Source organism: Cupriavidus malaysiensis, from assembly GCF_001854325.1.
Taxonomy (GTDB): domain Bacteria; phylum Pseudomonadota; class Gammaproteobacteria; order Burkholderiales; family Burkholderiaceae; genus Cupriavidus; species Cupriavidus malaysiensis.
The window spans coordinates 927,244-950,349 of sequence record NZ_CP017755.1; the positions used below are offsets into that span (position 1 = coordinate 927,244).

Annotated in this window: 13 protein-coding genes and 2 pseudogenes; 10 read left to right on the plus strand and 5 right to left on the minus strand. The window is 69.4% G+C overall.

Annotated elements, in window-relative coordinates; genetic code table 11:
* The first annotated feature begins 51 nt into the window (after window positions 1-51).
* Together BKK80_RS23875 and BKK80_RS38125 are read left to right on the plus strand one after the other, a co-directional pair.
* A complete protein-coding gene (locus BKK80_RS23875; protein ID WP_071073248.1) occupies window positions 52-687 on the plus strand; it encodes a TetR/AcrR family transcriptional regulator in 636 nt (211 codons plus the stop codon).
* A gap of 9 nt (window positions 688-696) precedes the next feature.
* Window positions 697-853, plus strand: a pseudogene (locus BKK80_RS38125) (IS30 family transposase); the annotation flags it as partial.
* Between the two features lie 38 nt (window positions 854-891).
* Here BKK80_RS38125 and BKK80_RS35845 read toward each other — a convergent pair.
* From BKK80_RS35845 to BKK80_RS23880, 3 genes and pseudogenes are all read right to left on the minus strand, one after another.
* A complete protein-coding gene (locus BKK80_RS35845) occupies window positions 892-1,488 on the minus strand; it encodes a lysophospholipid acyltransferase family protein (RefSeq protein WP_084085301.1) in 597 nt (198 codons plus the stop codon).
* 71 nt (window positions 1,489-1,559) lie between these two features.
* A pseudogene (locus tag BKK80_RS35850) lies at window positions 1,560-1,860 on the minus strand (Mu transposase C-terminal domain-containing protein); the annotation flags it as partial.
* Window positions 1,861-1,872: 12 nt separating this feature from the next.
* Window positions 1,873-2,499 (minus strand): NADPH-dependent F420 reductase, encoded by a 627-nt coding sequence (locus BKK80_RS23880; RefSeq protein ID WP_071039547.1) that lies wholly within the window; start codon window positions 2,497-2,499, stop codon window positions 1,873-1,875.
* Window positions 2,500-2,581: 82 nt separating this feature from the next.
* Between BKK80_RS23880 and BKK80_RS23885 the strand changes: the two genes are divergently transcribed.
* The gene (locus BKK80_RS23885) at window positions 2,582-2,962 is read left to right on the plus strand and encodes a winged helix-turn-helix transcriptional regulator (protein ID WP_071039548.1); all 381 of its coding nucleotides are present in this window, start codon (window positions 2,582-2,584) and stop codon (window positions 2,960-2,962) included.
* A gap of 343 nt (window positions 2,963-3,305) precedes the next feature.
* Here BKK80_RS23885 and yddG read toward each other — a convergent pair whose 3' ends face one another.
* Both yddG and BKK80_RS23895 read right to left on the minus strand, forming a co-directional pair.
* The gene (yddG, locus tag BKK80_RS23890) at window positions 3,306-4,238 is read right to left on the minus strand and encodes an aromatic amino acid DMT transporter YddG (protein ID WP_071071568.1); all 933 of its coding nucleotides are present in this window, start codon (window positions 4,236-4,238) and stop codon (window positions 3,306-3,308) included.
* A gap of 490 nt (window positions 4,239-4,728) precedes the next feature.
* Window positions 4,729-5,544, minus strand: a complete 816-nt coding sequence (locus BKK80_RS23895; protein WP_236903940.1) for an NUDIX hydrolase — start codon at window positions 5,542-5,544, stop codon at window positions 4,729-4,731.
* A gap of 218 nt (window positions 5,545-5,762) precedes the next feature.
* Between BKK80_RS23895 and BKK80_RS23900 the strand changes: the two genes are divergently transcribed.
* The 7 genes from BKK80_RS23900 (at window position 5,763) to BKK80_RS23930 (ending at window position 23,032) form a co-directional block, all read left to right on the plus strand.
* Window positions 5,763-6,413, plus strand: a complete 651-nt coding sequence (locus BKK80_RS23900) for a TonB family protein (protein ID WP_162287356.1) — start codon at window positions 5,763-5,765, stop codon at window positions 6,411-6,413.
* Entirely contained in the window at window positions 6,406-6,909 is a 504-nt protein-coding gene (locus tag BKK80_RS23905) for an RNA polymerase sigma factor (protein WP_071071570.1), read from the plus strand. The genes BKK80_RS23900 and BKK80_RS23905 overlap by 8 nt, the downstream gene beginning before the upstream one ends.
* 130 nt (window positions 6,910-7,039) lie before the next feature.
* Window positions 7,040-8,035: a FecR family protein gene (locus tag BKK80_RS23910; RefSeq protein ID WP_071071572.1), complete on the plus strand. Its 996-nt coding sequence runs from the start codon at window positions 7,040-7,042 to the stop codon at window positions 8,033-8,035.
* 221 nt (window positions 8,036-8,256) lie between these two features.
* A complete protein-coding gene (locus BKK80_RS23915; RefSeq protein WP_071071574.1) occupies window positions 8,257-20,409 on the plus strand; it encodes a filamentous haemagglutinin family protein in 12,153 nt (4,050 codons plus the stop codon).
* A 377-nt stretch (window positions 20,410-20,786) separates the two neighbouring features.
* On the plus strand, window positions 20,787-21,533 hold the full coding sequence (locus BKK80_RS23920) for an RNA polymerase sigma factor (RefSeq protein WP_071021602.1): 747 nt from the start codon (window positions 20,787-20,789) through the stop codon (window positions 21,531-21,533).
* Between the two features lie 216 nt (window positions 21,534-21,749).
* A complete protein-coding gene (locus tag BKK80_RS23925) occupies window positions 21,750-22,523 on the plus strand; it encodes a secretin and TonB N-terminal domain-containing protein (RefSeq protein ID WP_071071576.1) in 774 nt (257 codons plus the stop codon).
* Window positions 22,520-23,032: an RNA polymerase sigma factor gene (locus BKK80_RS23930; RefSeq protein ID WP_071039554.1), complete on the plus strand. Its 513-nt coding sequence runs from the start codon at window positions 22,520-22,522 to the stop codon at window positions 23,030-23,032. The genes BKK80_RS23925 and BKK80_RS23930 overlap by 4 nt, the downstream gene beginning before the upstream one ends.
* The last annotated feature ends 74 nt before the right edge of the window (window positions 23,033-23,106 follow it).

The window sequence follows — 23,106 nt, forward strand, 5'->3', positions numbered from 1 at the left end:
TTGAGTATGATTGTCATCAACACGCAATGCCATGCGCACGAAAGGATCTTCATGAAAGTCTCGAAAACGCAGGTGGCCGAGAACCGCCTGGCCATCCTGCAGGCCGCGGCCCGGCTATATCGCGAACGCGGTTTCACCGGCGTGGGAGTGGCCGACATCACACGCGAGGCCGGGCTCACCCACGGCGGGCTGTACCGGCACTTCGAATCGAAGGATGCCCTGGCGGCGGAGGCCGCGGAATATGCGTTCGAGTGGAAACTCTCCGAGCTGGAGACACCGGATGCCGATGCGAACACCGACGCCGACGGGTTCCTTCGAACCGGCGTCGCGAATTACCTGTCGGCACAGCATCGCGACAGCGTCGGCCAGGGCTGCCCGGTGGCCGCGCTCGCGGCAGACGCGGCACGCGAAACGGGTGCGATCGCAGACGCTTTCGCCCAAGGCATCGGGCGCTACATGACGCTATTCGCGCAGCGGAGGCCCGATGGCACCGAGGCTGCGCAGATCGAACCCGAGGACCGGGTTCGCGCAATTTCGATGCTGTCGACAATGGTGGGCGGATTGATCCTCGCCCGAGCCACCGCGCGGGGATTGCCCGCGCTATCGGACGAGATTCTCGCGACCTTGCGCGATCATCTTGCGGCCACATGGGACCTCGACAAATACAACCGCGATGGGTGCGACTAGCGCTGCAGATCCCGTTCGGCGGTGGGCACGCCGGTCGAGCGCAAGACGCGCTTCGTGGTGTCGTGTCGCATGGACGGCTGCACGGCCCAGGATGCCCTGGAGGGCTTCACACGGCAAATGAAGCAGCTGCGGGCCTCTGCGCGAGAGTCTGACCTGCGATCGCGGTGCCGGCGACCAGGAGATCGCCGGTCTTCTCGCCATCTGCTAGGCCAGGGCGCTCATGGCATTTTCGAGTTTCGCCGTCAGTGTCAACGCTGCCTCTTTATCGGCAGATGCGTCCAGGGGAGTTGAGATGGGAGCCCCGAATGTGACGCGAATCACCGGACGGCGAAATAAATGAATGAGCCGGATATGTTCCGGCCCTTCGTAATGCGCGGGAATAATTGTCGCCTTGGCATGCAAGGCGATAGTCGCAGCGCCGCGCTTTGCTTCGATTTGATCGCGGGTGCGCGTTCCCTTGGGAAATATGAGGACGCGTTTCCCCTGTTGTACGAGCGAGATAACTTGCTTGATGGCCGCAGTGGAAGGGCGGCCACGATCGATGGGAAACCCACCTCCGTTCCGGACAAACCAACCGATGACTGGATTGTCGAAGAGTTCCTTCTTGGCCATCTGATGCAAAGTAAACGGCAGGGCAGAATACCCGATCCATAGCGGATCTGCCCACCCGACGTGATTGCATACCACGATTTTCCCTTCCGGGCCGTACAAGTTTTCAACGCCACTCACCGTGACCCGACCAAAACGCGACAGCACTACTTTCAGCACACGGATAAACAAAGATGGATTAGAAACGGACACGCGGCAAGTCTCCTTATGCGTCTTACACCCGAATTAGGTTCGCGACAGTGATTTTGCACCATCGGAGTCTCGGGCGGAACGGGCTTGTCCGGTGGAGTCGACGCCTTGAGGCGCTGGCGGCGATCCGTGTCGCGCCGCGCCTTGCGTGTGGCCTTCCGGGCCGAGGTCACGATCTCGTGCATCGGCCCGATCATGCGGAGCAGCGCGGATTCGTCCCCTGTTCACGCCCTTGCGGCCGTAATGTCGCCAGTGCCTGCCGCTGCTCCCGCAGGGTGACGGCCGGGGCGGCAAGGTTCGGCAGGGGATTCCCAGGCAATGCTGTCCCTGCTGTTCCAGCACCCGGATACGGCTGAGGCCGCCCGCCGCCCGCCGCCCGCCGCCCGTTCAGCCGCGGACCCGGTGATACACGAAGCCGGCGTTCGTGCCACCGCCCCCGACCACGGCGATCTGGATATTGAGGTGTGCCATGGCCTCGAGATAGCGCGCATTGTGCAGGGCGCCGGTGATCAGCGGTGCGAACCCGGCGCTCGCCGCAAGCTCCGCCACGGTCGCGTTGGCCTGCGCGTCGTCCCCGGCGATGAACGCGGTCACGGCATGCCCGCCCCGATCGATGCGATCCGGCGTCATCACGTCGGCGAACACCGTGTTGAAGCACTTGACCAGACGGCTGCCTGGCAGCAGTCGATGGATTTCCCGTGCGGCGGAGCTGCCGGCGTCCAATGGGAGTGGCGACCAGTCGTCATTCAGCGCATTGGTCGGGTCCACCACGATCTTGCCCGCCAGCCGCCCGGCCAGCGGTGGCAATGCCGCGGCGCAGGCTTGATAGAGCATGGCGATGATGACGAGATCGCCATGCTCCGCAGCGTCTTCGAGCGCTGCCACGCGGTAGCTCGCGCCAGGGCGGGCCCTTGCTGCATCGCGCAGCCCGACCACCACCTCATGCCCGGCAGCCACCAGCAACTCGGCCAGGTTTCCCCCGAAGCTTCCACCACCCAGGAATGCGATTTTCACGGCTATATGCCTCACGGTTGATTGGGTGGCATCATTCTTCCGATTGTGGTTTCAATTTGCAATTAGGTACCTCAAGGTAACCATGTCGAAGAAGATCGAACTGCCCCCGGATGCGTTTCTCAAAGTCTGTCCGTCTCGCGCGGTGCTGTCGCGCATCGGGCAGAAGTGGACCGTATTGGCGATGGTCGCGTTGCAGGACGCACCGATGCGGTTCGGCGACATCCGGCGCCGCCTGGAGGGGGTCTCACAGAAGGTGCTGACCCAGACGCTGCGCGCGATGGAGCGTGATGGCCTGATCGAGCGTAACGTCTATGACGAACTGCCGCTGCGTGTCGAATACATGCTGAGTCCACTCGCGCACACGCTTCTTCCGCTTGTCGTCGCGCTCAAGGCCTGGGCGGAGGATGCGCTGGAAACGATCGAAGCGAACAACCGCGCCTTCGATCTGGCGGGCCCTAAATAAGGGGCGTTGACCGTTCGCCCTCGGCCGCGGCGCTGTGGAGATACGCCATGGCAAGCAGCCGGTCGCGCGGCCGGGTGAATGCCTGGCGTCCAGGCGTAACCGTGGATCTGCGTGCCGCTACCGACTGGAGAAGCACGCTCCATGGGCAAGCTGTCAAAACGCTTTGCCTTGAAGGAGTGATACCTGGCAAAGTGGCATGCTAGTGTTCTCGTGTGACGGTCACCCAGGCAGACGCCGAACCCGCGCACAGGGCAGCCGTGCACAGGCAATGTGCAATGTGCGCGCCAGTCTCTCCGGTTTCCTATGAGTCGCTCTTTTGGGCTACGTGGCCCCGGGGAACCTGCTATGCCGTCGGACTGGAATCCGCCGCCGGAGACGCTCGCTCGCCTCGCCCACGCGTGGCCAGCCAGCAGAGGATGGAGCCTGCGCATACCATCGCCGCTCCCTTCCAGAACGCGAAGGAAAGCGGCGTATGCAGCAGCGCGGCGGCCAGGGCGGCCGAGAACACCGGGATGAAGTACGAGGCGCCGGCCAGCACCGTCACGTTGCCATGCAGGATGCCGACGTTCCAGGCGGCATAGCCGAAGCCCATCGCGCAGGCCGCCAGTACCAGGTGGATCATGCCGTTGGCGCTGAAACTCATCGGCGCGCCGTCCGTGAACAGGTACTTCGCCCACAGCGCCGATGCGGTCAGGATGAAGAACAGCGTGACGCCGTTCTTGCCCTGGGCGATGCGCGCCGTCACCGTGCAGTAGCCTGCCCAGATCACGGCGCCGGCAAGCGCCAGGCCGTAGCTCAGGGGGTTGTCGCGCACATTGCTCGTCATGCTCGCCAGGTCCAGCCCCTGGTCGCCGCCCAGCACCGAGGTGATGCCCAGGATGGCGATCAGGAAACCGGGCACGATCAGCCAGTTGGCCCGTTGCCGGTTGAACAGGATGGCTGCCAGCATCGTGAAGCTGGGCCACAGATAGTTGACCATGCCGACCTCGATGGCTTGCCTGCCGGTGTTGGCGTAGCCGATCGACAGCGACAGGCACAGTTCGTACGAGACGAACAGCAAGCTGCCCCAGAGGCGATAGGAGCGCGGCAGCGTGTCCAGCCGCACCGGACCCACCGAGAGCCAGAGCAGCACGGAAGCGACGGTGTAGATCAGGGCCGCACCGCCCGTGGCGCCGAAGCTCTCGCTGACGCCGCGGATCAGGCCGACGATCGAACTCCAGAGGAGCACCGCGACAAGCCCGATCAGCGTTGCCTGTTTTCTTTGCATGACTGCCATGAGGATGAAGCCGTTGATAGAAGCTGGAAGGCCATACTTTACCTGGCGGCTCTCGGCCGGCGCGCCTTCGCTCAGGATGGGTTTGATCCGTTGGATAAGCAGACCCTGGCCGGCAGCGGGCGGGGCTTGCCGCGCTTCGTTCCTGGCCTCGCACGTCTTCTCGGCAGATTTGGCGATGCAGCGAATCCAGCAATCAGGAAGGATACTAGTCCACTGAATCCCTGAAATCGGCCGGTGCCTGCCATGGCATGCGGGCTCATCGTGTCGTTGCAAAGGCTCGCCATCGCCGTGCGATGGCTGCGCTTTGCGCCTGGCGCTGATTCCCGCATACCATGTCCTTCCCCTCCCATTTCCATGGCAGCCGCGGCGAGAGAACGGCGGGGCAGTTCGAATCCCTCTTCCGCGGATTCAATGGCGAGGTCCGTCATTGGCAGGTGGCGAATCGCTCGATCATGGAGGATGGGCCGGGCGGGTGGCGCCGGTCTTGCCGCTAGCCCTGGCCGGGCGGGGAGGCGGCGGCGGAAGCCAGTGCCGCCAGCGACTTCAGGATGACCGCCGTGACCCCCCAGATGTCATACCGCTGATCCGCCCAGTACCAGGAGCCGGCGCGTTCGCCATCGAGGTACTGCCTGGGCAGCGTCGGATCCAGCAGCGTGGCGAAGGGAAGCTCGAAAATCTCCTCGACTTCGGCAGGGGCCGCTTCCCAGCCGGCTGTAGCCGGCACGATGCCGATGACGGGAAAGATGGCGTGATGGCGCTTTCTTGTCTTGTGGATCGGCAGGCAGCCGACCAGCCGCACAGCGCCGGGCTCCAGGCGGATCTCCTCGAAGGCTTCGCGCAGGGCCGTGGCGCCGACATCGTCGTCGCAGTCCGCCGGGCGTCCGCCGGGGAAACTCACGTGCGAGGAGTATTCGCTCAGATTCCACGAGCGCTTGGTCAGCAGGATCGTCGGCTCGTCCCGCGCCACGATCGCCACCAGGACGGCGGAGAATTTCCACTGCCCATCGTTGTCCGCAAGGTATCGCCGCGCGGCGGCCCAATCCAGCGAGGCAGGAATCCGCAGGCCTTCCACGCCGCGCACGATCGTTTCCAGGGCGGCCTGCCGCGGCCCGGCATCCGGGCGCATGGTGGCGGGTACGCCGTTGGTTTCCAAGACACTTCTGTCGATTCCCACGTCTTCCTCCTGCGAGCCCGTACCTGCAGGCTCAGAGTGACCTTGTGCCGGAACGCTCTCGAACCGGCGAGCATCGATAGCGATGGCGCCGGCTTCAGAGGTCTTCAGGATCCCCTGTAACAACACTGACACACAGCGTCACTACCCTACGCGCTGATTCCAATCCCCGCGCTATCCCCCCATTGCCGCCGTGCCAGGCGGGCATGGCGGGTCGTGCGCCCTTTGCCCCGGGTATGCCTGGAAACGTCGCCTCCGGCGCTCCACGGCCGACACTGCGATTGTGCATCGCCATGTTCAGCGCCTGCGTTTCCTCTTCTGCCGTGTCAGCACCGCCGCCCGAGACCGGGCCGGTGGCGATCGGCAGCGCGTCGCCGTCGGACCTGCAGCGCTCGTACGAGATTGCCCCCCAGTCCTTGCTGTCCGCGCTGGAGCAGTATGGCGCGGCCAGCGGTGTGTCGTTGATCTATGACAGTGCCCTGGCGGCGGGACGGACCTCGCCGGGCGTCCATGGCGTGATGACCGCGCGAGCGGCGCTGCAGTCGCTGCTGGAAGGCAGCGGGCTTGCGCCACGCTACACCGGATCCGACACGCTGGTGCTGTTGCCGGTGCGGCCCGAAGCGGTGGCCGAGGCCGGCGCCACGGGGGCGGAGGCGGCATTGTCCCAGCGTCGTTACTACGGGCTTGTGCAGAGCCGGGTGCGCGATGCCTTCTGCGCGCAGCCGACCCTCGCGGAGGGCCGCTACCGCGTCGCCCTGCGCTTGTGGGTCGATGTATCCGGCACGATCGGGCGCGTCAGCCTGCTGGATTCGACCGGCGACAAGGCGCTGGACGGACTGGTGGAGCAGGCGCTGCGCGGCGCGCCGGTGGGCGAGCCGCTGCCTGCCGGGCTGGCACAGCCGTTCACACTGGTGGTGATGCCGCGGGCGTCCGGCCAGAACTGGGGATGTCCGTTGCCTGCCGCGCCGGCATCCTCGCCCGCGGGCCGTCGGCACCATGGTTGATGGCGCCCGCACCTTGCTGCGCGACTACCTGGTCGAGCGCTACGGTCATTTGAAGCGCCTGCTGTCGCGGCGCCTGGGTTCCTCGGACCTGGCCGGCGACGCGCTGCAGGACACCTGGCTGCGGCTGGAGAACAGCGAGAACATCGAGGCGGTGCGCAATCCGGGCGCCTACCTGTACCGGATGGCTTTCCATTCCGCCATCGACAGGCAGCGTGCCGAGGAGCGCCGCCTCAGCGTCGGCGAGGTCGAGCTGATGCTCGACCTGGCGAGTCCCGAGCCCGGTCCGGCCGAGATGGCGGAGGCGAACTCGGAGCTCGATGCACTGATCCGGGCGCTGGAGCAGATGCCCCAGCGCCGTCGCGATATCCTGCTGGCCGTGCGCCTGGACGGCATGCCGCAGCGCGAGGTGGCGGAGCGCTTCGGCATTTCCCTGCGGCTGGTGGAACTGGAACTGAAGCGGGCACAGGAACATTGCGCGGAGCAACTCGGCAGATAGCCCCTGCCTGCGGCGAAAATTTCTTCCGATGGCTTGCGGTTCCGGGCGGCGGGAATCGTCATGGTGATAAGGCCGCCGCAATGGCGACCGGCCAGGCCCGGAGATGGCGGAACAGCGAAGACTTGGATCGATGAAGGCAGCACCCGACACCTCGACGAATCAGGCGACACCCCGGCAGCCCACACCCCAGGCGCTGCGGCGTGACGCCCATGCCTGGGTGCGCCGTCTCGCGTCCGGCGAGGCCACCGTGGCGGATGCCCAGGCGCTCAAGCACTGGTGCGAGACCAGCGAGGCACATGCCACGGCGTTTGCCGAGGCGCGCCGGCTGTGGCGGGAACTGGCTCCGGCCGGCGAGGCCGTGCGCCGCCGGCAGGCCGGCGCCGCGCGCCGTGCGCCCAGGATCGGCCGCCGAGCCTTCCTCGGCGGCGCCATTGCCACCGCGGCCGGCGCCGCGGTGGCCGTGGTGGCGCCGGCCGGGCTGCTGAGCGCCTTCCCGTCCCTGGCCGCCGATCTCCATACCGCCACCGGCGAGCAGCGGCAGGTGGCCCTGGCTCCCGGCGTGACCGTCGACCTCAACACACGCACCAGCGTGGCGCTGAGGCGGGCTGCCGGTGTCCTGCAGGGCGTGGACCTGCTGGGCGGCGAAATCGCCGTCGACAACACCCGCGGCGCCGCGCAGCCCTTCGTGGTGGCCGCGGGCGAGGGGCGGGCCATCGCCACGCGGGCAAGCTTCGAGGTGCGCGACCTGGGGCAGCACGTCTGCGTGACCTGCGTGTCCGGCAGGGTACGCGTCGAACTCGGCAGCCGCGGCCTGGGGCTGGTGGCGGGACAGCAGGTGACCTACGACAAGCGCGTCCTCGGGGCCCCCGTCCAGGCCGATGCGAACATCGCCTCGGCCTGGCGCAGCGGCGTGCTGGTCTTCCGCGACACGCCGCTGGCGGAGGTGGTGGACGAGATCAACCGCTACCGCGCGGGCCACGTGGTGGTGGTCGACGGCAAGCTGTCGCGCAGCCGCTTGAACGGACGTTTCCGCATCAACCAGCTCGAGGCGGTGTTCGCACAGATCCAGGAAGTCCTGGGTGCGAGCGTGACCCGGTTGCCTGGCGGCATCGTGCTGCTGGGCTGAGGCGGACCTCGGCAGCGCGGGAACCGTCTTCCGTTTTGTTTTCGCGTTGCGGGTTTTGCACATGGGCGGCGTCATAGAGGAAGAGGCCGCCGGCACATGTGCCGACGTTGCGGCCGCCGTCCGATTGCCAAGGCGAACCCCACATGCAACCGAGCCAGATCGTCCCGTCCCATTCCTCCAGGCCCGCGCTTGCGCGCCGACACCAACGCACTGAACGTGCCATGCGTGCCATGCGTGCATGGCAATGCAAGCCCCTGGTGCAGGCCGCCCTGTTGACCTTCGTGGCAAGCACGGCCCATGCGGCGGCTCCGGCCTTCAGCAGCGCGTGGTTCGCCGCCAAGGGCGCGGCGCAGAGCGCGGCACAGCAGACCGGGCGCCTGCCCAACGGCATGCCGGTGTCGGCGCTGGCGAGCCCCACGGCGCAGCAGCAACAGGCCAGCGCCGAGCTGCAGCGCTCGCTGGCCAACCTGGGCACGGCCGCGCAGGGCATCGCGGCGATGCAGGCCGCGCAGGCCAGCGCGCGCGCGGCGGCTGCGGCGGCCAACGCCACAGTGCCGGACGGGCTGGCCGAGGGCGGCCTGAAGATCGACACCAACAGCCTCACGCAGGGCTGGGTCAACGCCAATGCGCCGGCGCAGACGGTGGCCGACGGCAAGACCACGGTGGCGATCCAGCAGACCGCGGACCGCGCGGTGCTGAACTGGGAGACCTTCAACGTGGGGCGCAGCACCACGGTGGATTTCAAGCAGCAGGCGGACTGGGCGGTGCTGAACCGGGTCAACGACCCGCAAGCGCGGCCGAGCCAGATCCAGGGGCAGATCCGTGGCGACGGCACGGTGATGATCGTCAACCGCAACGGGGTGATCTTCAGCGGCACCAGCCAGGTGGACACGCGCAACCTGGTGGCGGCGGCGGCGCGCATCAGCGACGGGCAATTCAGCAGCAACGGCATCTACGGGCTGAACGGCACCACGCCGAGCTTCACCGACGCGCTGGGCAAGGTGGAGGTGCAGGCCGGGGCGCGCATCGCCACGCGCGCGCCGGCCACGGTGACGCAGGGCGGGGGCTATGTGCTGCTGCTGGGCGGGGAGGTCGGCAACGCGGGCACGATCGCCACGCCGCGCGGGCAGGCGGTGCTGGCGGCGGGCGACAGCTTCGTGATCCGGCGCGGGGTGGGCACCGACGGCAACACCACGTCGACCACGCGCGGCAACGAGATCTCGCCGCAGTTCGTGGCCAGCGGTGGCACGGGAAGCGCGGGCAAGGTGGCCAACAGCGGGCTGATCCTGGCCCCGGAGGGTGACGTGACGCTGGCCGGGCGCGACGTGCAGCAGCTCGGGGTGGCGGTGGCGACCACCACGGTCAACACGCGCGGCACGGTGCACCTGCTGAACTCGGCGGCGGACACGCAGGGGCGGGTGACGCTGGGGCCGGGGGCGGTGACGGCGGTGCTGATCGACGACGACGGCAAGACCACGGCGCTGGACAGCCAGCGCGACGCGCTGATGCAGGACTCGGCGGCGCAGGACCTGCTGCGCGCGGGGGCGGCGTCGGGGCTGTTCGACAACCTGTCGAAGCTGTCGGACCGGCGCGACCAGTCGCGCGTGGAGATCGTCAGCGGGGGCGACGTGCTGTTCCAGGGCGACTCGCTGACGCTGGCCACGGGCGGGCAGATCGCGGTGAGCGCGACGGGGCGCAGCTTCGTGGCCAACCGGGCGCAGCTGGATGTGTCGGGGGCGGTGGGCGTGGCGCTGGCGATGGACACCAACAACGTCAAGATCAACGTGCAGGGCAACGAGCAGCGCGACGCGCCGGGCAACCGCGACAGCGGGAACCTGCTCAATGCGAACGTGTGGATCGACCGGCGCCGGCTGGTGTACGTGCCGGCGGGCGTGGGCGGCTACGCGACCGAGCGCTGGTACACGGGAGGCGGGCTGCTGGAGGTGGGCGGCTACCTGGGCAACCAGGGGCACCGCATCGGCGAGTGGGCGGCACAGGGCGGCACGGTGACGCTGGGCGGCAAGGAGGTGGTGACGCAGGCGGGCTCGTCGATCAACCTGTCGGGCGGCAGCCTGGACGTGCAGACGGGGTACCTGAAGCAGACCTGGTTCAAGGCGGCGGACGGGACGCTGACCAAGGCCGACAACGCGCCGGCGGGGGTGTTGTACACGGGGGTCTACACCGGCTTCGACGACGAGCACCCGCGCTGGGGCAAGACGGCGATGCAGTCGTACGCGAGCCCGCTGATCGCGCCGCAGCAGGTGCTGCAGAACGGCTACACGGTGGGGCGCGACGCGGGGCGGCTGCAGGTGAGCGCGCCGACGGCGGTGCTGGAAGGCGAGGTGGTGGCGCGGGTGTTCAACGGGGCGCAGCAGACGCAGGCGCGCGCGGCGGGCCTCGCCGACGGCTACAAGCAGGGGCAGTACGCGGTGGCGCAGGCGGGCGGGCTGGCGCTGGGGCAGTACACGGGGCCGGGGCGCACCGGGGTGTTCACCAGCGAGGTGAAGATCGGCACCGAGGTGGGGGTGACGCCGGGCATGGGTGCGGCGGATGCGCTCGACCCGCAGCGGCAGAACACGGTGTGGCTGGACGCGGGCATGCTGAACGGCTTCCAACTGGGCGTGCTGGACCTGGCCAGCGGCGGGCGCATCGTGGTGAGCCAGCCGCTGGTGCTGGCCGACGGCGGCCAGCTGAGCCTGGTGGCGCCCAAGGTCGACATCGATGCCAACCTGACGGTACGCGGCGGCACGGTGAACGTGTCGAACCTCTTCCAGCAGGCCGGATCGAAGTTCCCGGTCGCGCTGACGGCGGCCGACGGCTCCTCCGCGCTGACCTTGGCGCCGGGGGCAACGATCGATGCGCGCGGGGTGTGGGTCAACGCCCGCACCGATCCGGATGCGCTCACGGGCCTCGCCTATCTCAATGGTGGCAACGTCACCTTCGATTCGTCGGGCGACCTCATGCTGGGCGAAGGCAGCGTGATCGACGTGTCGTCCGGTGGCGCGGTCCTGGCCAGCGGCAAGACGATGGGCGGCAAGGGCGGCAACGTCACCCTGGTCGCCGGGGACTCGATCAACCAGAGCGGCGACGGCACGCTGGCGATCAAGGGCGAGATCCGCGCCTACGGCGTCAACGGCGGCGGCACGCTGACCATCTCATCGCCGGACAGTGTGCTGATCGGCGACAACGCGATGCTGAGCGGCGGTGTGCTGGCCGCCGGCACGCCGGTTTCGACGCCGGTGAGGCTGAGCCAGCCGCTGACGATCCGGGCGGGGCAACCCCTGCCATTCACGCTGACGGAAACGTTCAGCACGCTCAAGCTGGATGTCCCTGCCCCCACCGTCATCTCCCTGGTGAACTGGCCCACTGTGCCGACCGCCGCGGACTGGGTCGTGCCGGACGGTGTGGACCTGTCTTCCAAGGGGAGCAATGGCCTGCTGGTCTACTACAATCCCGGCGACGTGATGCCGGCCGGGACGCTCATCGCCAACGGCCCCGACCACCTCCCGGCCGGGACCGTGATCCCCTCGAGCGTCTTCCCGAATGGCATTGCCATCAACCCCTACCATCTCGTCTACGGCGCGGGTTCGGTTCAGACCCGGGACATGACCTACCAGGCCGGTACCGTGATCCCGGTCGGCGTGGCCCTGGGCCAGACCGTGTCGGTGGTGCCGCTGCCCTCGCTCGGTGGCGCCTTCTTCCGTGCCGGCTTCTCCAGCTACGATATCAACGGCGGCCGCGGCGTGCTGATGACGGATGGCACCGCCATCGCACCGGCCATGCCCGTGTACCGCTTCACGTCCGACAGCGTCAAGGCACGCGCGGGCAGCGATCCGTCCGCGGCGATGTCCTTGTGGCTGCCGCCGCTGTTCGCGGAACAACCGCAGAGCGCGACACTGAGCCAGCGCGCGGGCGCCAGCCTGGTGCTGCGCTCGCTGGCCAAGTCCGCCAGCGGCGACCCCTCGGGCGGCGCCATCGTGATCGGCAGTAATGCCAGCATCGCCGTCGATGCGGGGCAGAGCATCCGGCTCGATGCCTTCGGCCAGGTGACGGTCGATGGCAGCCTGACGGCGCGCGGCGGCAGCATCAGCCTGGTCAATGAAACGGATGGCAGCACGGACCTGGCGCGCAACTTCGATGCGGCCGGGGTCAACCGCGGCGTGTCGGTGTGGATCGGCCCGCAAGGCCGGCTCGATGTCTCGGGCCAGGCCTACACGGCGGTGGATGCCCAGGGCCGCCGCTATGGCACGGTCACCGATGGCGGCACCATCAAGGTGAGCGGCGGCACCGCCTTTGTGGTGATCCGCCCTGGCGCCGAACTGAACGCGGATGGCAGCGCCGCGGCCGTCGATGCGTCGACCGTTGCGGGCCAGGCCGGTGCGGGCGCGATCACGCTGGCGGGCAACGGCGGCAACATCGCGCTGTCCTCGATGAGCGGCCTGGACCTGGGTGGGAACCTGCATGCCGCGGCGGGCGCAAAAGGGGCCGCCGGCGGGGAACTGTCCGTTGCGCTGGTCACGCCCGCCTTCCCCGATCCGCTGGCGCAGATCCCGTTCAGCGTGCTGGTGCCCAGCGTGATGACGGTGACGCAGGCGCGTCCGGCCGCGGCGGCCTTGTCCGGGCCGGGTGCCCCGGTGGCCGCGCTGCCGCTCGGGCAGGCGGCGGTGAGCGCGGACATGGTCAAGCAGGGCGGCTTCAGCGCCCTGTCCCTGTCCTCCGGCGACTACCTCGTCTTCTCCGGCGATGTCTCCCTCTCCCTGGACAAGAGTCTCAAGCTCAATGCCGGAGCGTTCACCTCCGGGCCGCGGGTTCCGGGCACCGATCCGGCGCTGACGCCAGGCAGCGGCGCCGTCCGCCTGGCGGCGCCCTACGTCATGCTCAGCGGTACGCCGGTGGTCGTGCGCGACGGCAGCCGCAGCGGCACCATCTATAACCCGGGGGCTGCTCCGTCGCCGACCACGGCGACCCTGGAGGTGGACGCGAACCAGATCGACGTCCAGGGCCTGGTGGTCTTCTCGGCCCGCAACAGCTACTTCGATCCCGCGCAGGATACCTATCTCAACTCGCCGGCGCCCGGCTTCCGCGTGGCGAAGCTGGTCAGCCAGGGCGACATCCGTTTCCTGCCCACCGCCGTCCAGAATGGCACGATGCTGGCATCGTCATGGGACCTGGACCTGGAAGCGGCGCAGGTCTATCCGGCCACCAATGCGGTCGCCAGCGTGATCGCCGGCCAGAACAACAACGGCTATGCCGGCACGCTGAGGATCGGCCGCACCACGGCCACGGTGCCGGACGCGCCGCTGTCGGTCTTCGGCCATCTCAGCCTGGTTGCCCCCGTCATCGAACAGGGCGGGATCGTCCGGGCTCCGTTCGGGGGTATCACGATCGGAGGGAATGCGTACTCGATCCTCGCGCAGACAGTCGACCTGCTGCCCGGCAGCGTGACGTCGGTATCGATGGCCGGCTTGACGATGCCCTACGGCGGGACGATCGATGGCGTCACATACAACTACAACGGCAACGCGGTCCAGGCTTTGAACCTGTCCGGGCATAGCGCAATCGGCGTCCAGTCCGGCGTACAGCTGCAAGGCCAGACCGTGAACGTCCGCGACGGCGCGCTCATCGACCTGTCCGGCGGCGGCACGCTGACCGGCGCGGGCTTCGTCTCCGGGCGGGGCGGCTCGGTCGACATCCTCGGCACGCCGCTGGTCAATGCCAACCCGGCCAACCGCTTCAGCAAGGCGGGCGACAAGGTCTATGCCATCCTGCCCGGCTATGCCTCCGGCTACGCGCCGGTGGCGCCGGAGAACGGCGCCGGCGACCCGGCCATCGGCCAGCAGATCACCGTGGGCGCGGGCGTGCCGGGCCTGCCGGCGGGCACCTATACGCTGCTGCCGTCCAACTATGCGCTGCTGCCCGGCGCCTACCGCGTCGAACTCGGCGCCACCGGCGCCAAGGTGGCGGGCGGCGTGACGGCCGTCGGCGGCGGCACCTATCTCACTTCCGGCGTCATGGGGATCGCGAACACCGGCATCCGCAGCCAGCTTCCCACCACCGTGCTGGTGACCCCGGGCACGGCAGTGCGCTCGTATTCCCACTACAACGAACAGGGCTACGCCGACTTCCTGACGGCGCAGGCCGCGCTCTCCGGCGGCCTGCGTCCGCTGCTGCCCATCGATGGCAAGGTGCTGGACGTGCAGTTCAATGCGGCCGGCGACATGACGATGCCGTCGCCCACGCCGGCGCCGTCCGCGCTGAACTTCGGCGGAACGGTGCTGTTTTCCCCAGCGCAAGGCGGCATCAGCGGCCAGGTGTCGCTGCGCAATATCGGCGAGGTGTTCAACGAGGTCCCGACAGCGGGCTTTCCCGGCGTCTCGGTGAGTGCCGGCAGCATCAATGCCATCGGCGCGCCGCGCCTGACCGTCAACGCCTTCGTGGCACAGGCCAACGGCACGCTGCAGTTCGCCGCCAACAATGGCGCGGATCTCTTCATCCGCGATGGCGTGACCCTCCAGGCGGGCGAGATGTTCCTGGTGGGCGGGAATATCGTGGTGGGCCGTGGCGTCACGCTGTCGACGATCGGCCGGGGCGCGGTGCCGTTCGACTCCGCTTCGACGGGATTGAACTACTTGGCGGACCCGGTGACGGTGCTCGCCCTGTCGAACGGGAACGTGAACCTGCTCAGTTCCGCCAACAGCAACGGCTCGATCACGGTCGGCGCCGGTTCGTCGCTGTACGCGGAGGGCACCCTGGCCTTTGCCACCAACGGGCAGTCGAGTCTCGATCCGAGCGCCCATTTCGGCGCGCGCAACATCTCGCTGGCCGTGGGCACGCTCAATGTGGGCGCCGCCAGCGCCGTCACGGCGGCGGGCGCGAGCGGAGGCCTGCTGATCGACCAGGCGCTGTTCAACACACTGCTGCACGGCGACCCGGACCATGGCGCGCCCGCGCTGCAGCGCTTCACCCTGAGCGCGGCCAATGCCATCAACACCTTCGGCAGCACCGGGCTGGATGCCACCGGTTCCGGCGTCGACCTGCAACTGGCGACGCCCGCGCTCTACGGCTATGGCAACGCCGGCGACCGCGCGACCTTCGCCGCGGACAGGATCGTCTGGAGCGTGGTGCCGGGCACCTCGCCGCCGGCCGTGGGCGCGGGCGGCCCGGGCACCGGCCTGGGCACGCTGGACCTGGTGGCCAGGGAGATCGACCTGGGCCAGTTTATGTCGCTGGACAACGCCAAGGTCAGCCGCACGGTCTATGGCTTCGGCAACGTCAACCTGAAGGCCAGCGAGAAGATCGTGTCGGCCGGCAACGGTTCGCTCTTCGTCTACCAGGCACCGAGCACGGACGCCGGCGCCGTGTTCGGCCAGAGCGGCAGCGGCGGCAACCTGACGCTGGCGACGCCGCTGCTGACCGGCATGCAGAAGTCGATCATGGCCTATACGGCGGGCGGGGCGCTGAACGTGGCGCCGCCGCCGGGCCAGGCGCCGAGCCAGGCGGTCTCGACCGTGGCGGGCGCGGAGATCGACCTGGGCGGCGACAGCGTCGCCATCGGCAGCACCATCCTGCTGCCGAGCGGCAAGCTGGTGGTGAACGCCACCCACGATATCGCGCTGGACGCGGGCAGCCGCATCGACCTGAGCGGGCGGCCGTCGGCCATCCAGCGGGCCACGGTGTATGGCTTCGGCGGCACGGCCAGCTTGCGCAGCGCGCAGGGCGGCGTGGTGCAGGCCGGCGGTTCCATCATCGACGTCTCGGCCACCCATGCCAACGCCGGCGAGATCACGATCGATGCCGGCAACGGGCAGGTCGCGCTCAACGGTACGCTGAACGGCGGCGCGACCGAGGGCCAGGCCAGCGGCGACTTCAGTGCGCGGGCGGGGACGTTCGCCGACTTTGCCGGCCTCAATGCCGCGCTGACCCGGGGCGGCTTCTTCGATGCGCGCAGCTTCACCGCCAGGCAGGGCGACCTGGTGGTCGGCGACGGCGTGAAGGCGCACCAGGTGTCGATCGCGACGGACGGCGGGCAGCTGACCGTGAACGGCACCATCGACGCATCGGGGGCGGCGCCCGGGACGATCCGGCTGTCGGCGGCCAAGGGGCTGACGCTGGCAGCGGGCGCGGTGCTCGATGCGCACGGCACGGTGCTGCAGGTGGACAGCTACGGGCAGCCGATCGAGGCGAAGAACCGCGGCCATGTCGAGCTCACCGCGGCCGGCGGCACCCTGTCGCTGCAGCCGGGCGCCGCCATCGACCTGTCGACGCCGGATGGCGTGGCCCATGGCGATATCGTGCTGAATGCGCAGCGCACCGGTGAGACGTCAGGTGATATCGCCATCAACGCGAGCGGCCCGCTCGCCATCAAGGGCGCGAACAGCCTCGCGCTCAATGCCTTCTGGACCTATGACCTGCCCGGCGGCAGCGCCATTTCGCAGGCCACGCTCGACGGTTACGACGCCGCCAGCACGGACTTCATCCACGCCGCGCTCGGCAATGCCGCGCTCGCTTCGCGCATGGCGGGCCTGTCGGCCCTGGGCGCCGCCTTCCACCTGCGGCCGGGCGTCGAGATCGCCTCCAGCGGCGATCTTTCCACCTCGGGCGATATCGACCTGGCCAGGTATCGCTACGGAGCGGGCGCCGATCGCGACCCGGCATCGGCGACCTACGGCGCCGGCGAACCGATGGCCCTGGTGGTCCGCGCCGGCGGCAACCTGACCATCGGCGGCAGCCTCTCGGATGGATTCCAGGCCGGCGCATCCGTCGCGCCCACCTTTGCCGCCATCCTGCCGTCTGCCCTGTCCACCGATAAGGTTCACTTCGGCGCGCAGGGCCAGTTGCTGTGGCGCCTGGTACCCGGCAATATCGTGGCGGTGACCGAGCCTGGGGGATGGACCGTGCCCACGCTGGCCACCGGCGCAGCCCTGCCTATGCCTTTCCGGCCGCAGGCCGTCGACGGCACCACCTATGCTTCGGGAACCGTCATCCCGTATGGCACGCAATTGAAGCGCCTCAATATCGCGGTCGGCCTGGAGAACACGGTCACGGGCCTGTCGCTGCAGACGGATCCGGGCAGCCCCGCCGCAGCCGCGACCTCGGCGCGCGCGAGCATGCTGGCGCCCGGTTCGCTGTCGGCGTCGCTGCGCCTGGTCGCGGGCGCGGATATCGCCGCGGCCGACCAGCGCGCGCTGCAGGCGACGCAGGCGCTCGGCGGCGGCGGCAACCTCACGCTCAACGACCCGGCCTACAACGCCGACTTGGCGGGAACCTTCTTCAGCGTGCTGCGCACGGGCACCGGCAGCCTCGACCTGCTGGCCGGCGGCAGCTTCAGCGAAGCCACGCCTTACGGCGTCTACACCGCCGGCACGCAGTCGGCGCCGCTGAGGACGGCCGACGGCCGCAACCCTTACGATCTTGCCGCGAGCGTCAGCGGCGGCGCGTCCCAGGCGTGGTACCCCGAGCACGGCGGCGACCTGCTGCTGACGGCGCAACAGGACGTGACCGGCAATATCCAGATCGCGGACAACACGCTGCGCTTCGTCGACAGCAACCTGACCAGCAACTGGCTGTGGCGCCAGGGCGGCGGAGGGATCAGCCCTGATCCGGCCGCGTGGTGGATCAACTTCGGCGCCATGGCAAAGACCAATCCCAACGGTTCCGCCTTGGGGCTGATCGGCTTCCAGGGCATCGGGACCCTGGGCGGCGGCAACCTGACGGTGATCGCCGGACGCCATGCCGGGGTGACGGCGAACGGCGCCCCTTACAGTTCGACCGGTCTCGATCTCGCCGTCGCCTCCAGCGGCCGGGTCATGGCGGATGGCACCCTGCTGCAGACCGGCGGCGGCGACCTGACCGTCAAGGTCGGCGGCGTCCTCAATGGCCGCCAGGCCCAGGGTTCCAACGGCTATGCCTCGGACTATTTCGGCTCGGTGACCGCGCTGCGGGGCGACATCGCCATCGATGCCGGGGCGGTGGGCGTGATCGAGCAGAACACGAGCGGGTCGTACTGGACGTCGTACGATCCCCGCGTACTGGATGGCGCGACGCTCAAGCGCTCGATGCAGACCCCCGGTCCGACGGTCGTGCCGGGCGACGGCACCGTGACGGTGTCCACGCGCGGCGACCTGGTGCTGGGCGGCGCCGGCGATGCCGGGATGACGGCGCTCGCGGACAGCGCTGGCATGCTCTACACGGTGCCCGGCGCAAGCGGTGCTCCGGCCAAGATCGTCAAGGGCGCCAACGCGCAGTTCACCTTGTGGCGGCCTGCGACGGCGATCCGCCTGCTTGCCGCGGGCGGCGACGTCGCGCCCTTGAACGGCGCCGTGGCGGGCAGCAGCGGGCAGAACGGCAATGGCTTCTATCCCGGCAGCCTGTCCGTTGCCGCGCCCAATGGTGACATCCGGCTGCGCGAGGTGGACTCCGCGGGTGCCCTGCCAGGCGTTATCGAGCTGATTCCGTCGCCTATCGGCCAGCTGGAACTGCTCGCGGCAGGGTCGATCTATGGCTCGGGTTCTGTCGTGGCCATGTCGGGCGCCGACATGGCCAGCCTGGCGACCCCCGCGCGGCCGCTGTTCCAGACCACCTCGGGCGCGGGCGGCCTCAGCAATGCGGCCGTCGATGGCGCGGTGCGCGTGAACGCCTCCAACCCGATCGCCTTCGGCGAAGACAACCCCACGAGCAACCTGCATGCCCAGGATCCGCGCCCGGCCCTGGTCTATGCGGGCATCGATATCGATGACCTGCAGATCGGACAGGCGCCGGTACGGAGCCGGTCGCCCTCGAGCAATTTCACGCCGACGCACCGTACGTGGTATGTCGCGGCCAAGCCGTTCGAGGTGCTCGCGGGCCGGGACATCGTGGGGACGGGCCCGGTGCCGAGCGTGTTCCTCAACGTGGGGGCGAACGACATCACCGTGATGCAGGCCGGCCGCGACATCTTCTATCAGTCGGTCAATGTGGTCGGCCCCGGCCTGCTGCAGGTCCAGGCCGGGCGCAACCTGTACCAGGGCTACTACGGCGCGCTGACCAGCGTGGGCGACGTGGTCAACGTGTCGAACAAGTCGGGCGGGGCCGGCATCACGGTGCTGGCCGGGGTCGGCGCGAACGGCCCCGACTACACGGGCTTCGCCAGGCTCTACTTCGATGCGGCGAACCAGCTGAACGCCGGCACGCCGCTGGCGGGCAGCGGCAAGGTGGCGCATGCCTACGACGGGGAGCTGCTGGCCTGGCTGCGGCAGCGCTTCGGCTACCAGGGCACGGCGGCTGATGCGCTGGCGTATTTCCTGGCGTTGCCCAAGGCGCAGCAGGGCGTCTTCGCGCGGCAGGTCTACTTCCAGGAGCTGCTGCTGGGCGGACGCGAGTACAACGACCCGGCGAGCACGCGCTACGGCAGCTACCTGCGCGGGCGCGAGGCCATCGCGACGCTGTTCCCGGCCATGGATGCGCGCGGCAAGGCGATCGCCTACCGGGGCGACATCACCATGTTCAGCAGCATCACGGGCTCCACCACCGTCAACGGGCAGACGGTGCCAGTCATCACCGACGCCGGCATCCACACCAACTTCGGCGGCGACATCCAACTGCTCAACCCGGGTGGCCAGACGCTGGTCGGCGTGGAGGGCGTGCCGGCGGGAGCCGGCGCCGGCCTGATCACGCAAGGCTCGGGCGACATCGCCCTGTATTCGAAGGGCAGCATCCTGCTGGGCCTGTCGCGCGTCATGACCACCTTCGGCGGCAGCATCCAGGGCTGGTCGTCGGATGGCGACATCAACGCCGGCCGGGGCTCCAAGACCACGGTGGTGTACACCCCGCCCAAGCGGGTCTACGACGCGCTGGGCAATGTCACGGTGTCGCCGAACGTGCCGTCCTCGGGCGCGGGCATCGCCACGCTGAGCCCGATCCCGGAGGTGCCGCCGGGCGACGTGGACCTGGTGGCGCCGCTGGGCACCATCGACGCGGGCGAGGCGGGCATCCGGGTCTCGGGCAACGTGAACTTTGCCGCGCTGCAGGTGGTGAACGCGGCCAATGTGCAGGTGCAGGGCAAGTCGACCGGCCTGCCGGTGGTGGCCAGCGTCAACGTGGGGGCGCTGAGCAATGCCAGCGCGGTGGCCTCGCAGGCGGCGGCCGCGGCGCAGGATGCGATGACGCGCGAGCGCGCCGCGCAGCGCCAGGGCCTGCCATCGATCTTCACTGTGCGCATGCTGGGCGGCGACGCGCAGCCGTCCGGCACGGGCGAGCCGGCCGCAGCGCAGCCCACGCGCCAGGACCGCGCCAGCTATGACCCCGCCAGTGCTTTCCAGATGATCGGCAACGGGGAGCTGAGCGAGCGCCAGAAGATGCAGTTGACGTCGGTGGAGCGGAAGAACCTGTCGCGCTGAGCGGCGCGGCGCGACACCCTTGCGCTTGCCGGAGCGGTCGTGCGTGCGGCCGCTCCGGCTGGCGCGCGCCCTGCCGCCGCGCGCGATCGTCCATCGACCTGTGGTGCGGGGAGGGGCACGGGGCGCGGGGCCGCTGCACCGCGCGCCATGAAGGTTCCATGACACGGCAATCAGTTTGCGGGTTTCCTCCTCCCCAAACGTCTCTTCAGTGAGGACGGTCGAAACGCCGTGCGCGCCCGGGCCCATCTCGTAGGTGGGGCGTAGACGGGGACGTCGATGGGAGCGCCGATGGAGGCGTCGATGAGAGCTCGCGTATCGGAGCGGGGCAGGCGTTGGCCGGCTTCGCCCCGGCCCTGCTAGACGGAGGAAAACCTGTGATGGATATGAGCATCCCGCACTGCGTCCGGGCGCCCGAGCCACTCGAAGGCGCGCCCGGCGCGGTGGGTGGCGCGGCGACCGGCGCAGTGACCGGTGAAGAGGCCGCCGCCGTCGTGCTGCGCGAGATCCTGGTGACGAACTACGACCGGCTGCACCGGCGCCTGATGCGCCAGTTCGGCTGCCGCGACACGGCCAGCGACAGCCTGCAGGAAGCCTGGCTGCGGCTGGGGAGCGCCACCGTGTCGGATGCGGTGCGCTGCGCCGAGGCCTATGTGTACCGCGTCGCCTGCAACGTGGCCACGGACCAGCTGCGCGACCGCAATCTGTGGCCCTCCCTGGTGGATCCGGACCTGGTGTTCGAGCACCTGGCCGACCGCGGGCCGGGGCCGGACGCGGTGGCCGAGGCGCGTTCCGACCTGGCGGCGCTGGACCGGGCCCTGCAGCAGGTGCCGGGACGCCATCGGCGCGTCCTGGTGGGCCTGCGCCTGGAGGAGCTGACGCGCGAGGAGGTGGCGGCGCGCGACGGCATCTCGCTGCGCAACGTGGATACCGCGCTGCGCCAGGCACTGGACCACTGCGCGGCGCTGACCGGCCGGCGCGCCGTCGGCGGCGTCAGTGCGCCACGACGTACCCTGGCACGGGCCGGGGGGGCGGGCAGTGTGCCCGCGCCGGCAGAGAAACCGGTGCGTCGGCACGCGCCCAAGGCGCGCTCGGAAGCGGTGCCGGCGCTCTGGAGCGGGCTGTGAAACACGCTCCGACGCGCGGGTCGAGCCGGACCGCCTCGGCCGCGAGGTAGCCCGGCGCCGCCGGGATCCGCGCCGAGCCCAGCGGAATGCCGTAGCGCCTGTCCGGGTGGGAGTACACCCTGTCACAACGCTGACATGTGACCGGGGCAGCATGGGCGCGACTTGTGCTCTCCGTTCCCGATGCGGTCCGATCCCGCATCGCGCGTGACCCGATGCATGGCCACAGCCCTCCTTCCACGACCGCGCCGCGTCCGCTATGGCGGCCGCTGCCTGTGCATCGGCTGGGTACTGGCGCTGCTCTGCCATCTGGCGTTGGCGGCGCAAGGCATGCTTGAGGCCGTGGCGCCGGAGACCGGCGCGACCCTGCGCTTCGACATCGGCCGCCTTCCCATGCGCCAGGCACTGGAGCAGTACCTGCGGACCAGCGGCCACTCGCTGCTCTACGACGATGCCATCACCGCCGGCAAGCAGGCCGGACCGCTGCGAGGCGAGTTCACGCCCGAGGCCGCCTTGCGCACGCTGCTGGCGGGAAGCGGCATCATCGCCAGCAGCACGGCGCCGGCGGCGTGGGTCCTGCTCGATGGGCGTGCAGCGGCAGCGGCCACCGCAGGCACCGGGGCAGGGATGCCTGCCGCCGCGGAGAGCGGGGCGCAAGCGAGCGGGGCCACTGCCTACTACGCGGTCCTGCAGGCCCGCATCGGCCAGGCATTGTGCGGGGATCCCGTGACGATGCCGGGCAGCTATCGCCTGGCGCTGCGCCTCTGGATCGGCGCGGACCAGGCCATCGAGCGCGTGCTGCTGCATCCGAGCGGCAATGCCGTCCGGGATCAGCGTGTGCAGCGCCGGCTGCAGGGCCTGCAGATGCCCGTGCCGGTCCCGCCCGGGATGGTGCAGCCCATGACCCTGGTCATCCTGCCCAGGGCGCCCGCGCTGAGCGGCGATTGCGCGGCCGCCCGCCTCGCGCCGGCCGGCAGGGTGGAGGCCGCATGAACCAGCCCGCCGACCTGGTCCGCTTCCTGCTGGATCACTACGAACTCATCAAGCGCCGCGTCAGCTTCCGGGTGGGTTCGCGGGAACTGGCCGAGGACGTGATGCAGGACACCTACCTGCGGCTCCAGGCGCGCGGCACGGCAGCCCCGGTGCGGGATCCTTCCGGCTTCCTGCTGCGCACCGCGCTCAACCTGGCCATCGACCGCATCCGCTCGGACCGCCGCCTGCTGACGGGCGAGGAAGTGGAGTACCTGATCGACCAGGAAGTGGCGGCCGTCGACCCGGCCGAGGAGGCGCTGGGCCGGATCGAGCTGGAAGCGCTGGCGCGCGCGCTGGACCGGCTGCCCGCGCTGCGCCGCGAGCTCTTCGTGGCGTCGCGCGTCGACGGCATACCGCAGAAGGAGCTGGCCCGCCGCTACGGCATTTCGCTGCGCAAGGTGGAGCTGGAGATCCACCTCGCGCATGAGACACTGGCGCGGCAGATCGAGCGATACCCGGATCCGGCGTGAGGGCTCCCCAGGAAAACACCGATGCGGCTGCCGCCGCCCCGGGCCGTCTGATGAAGCAGGTGGCCGGCGTTTCC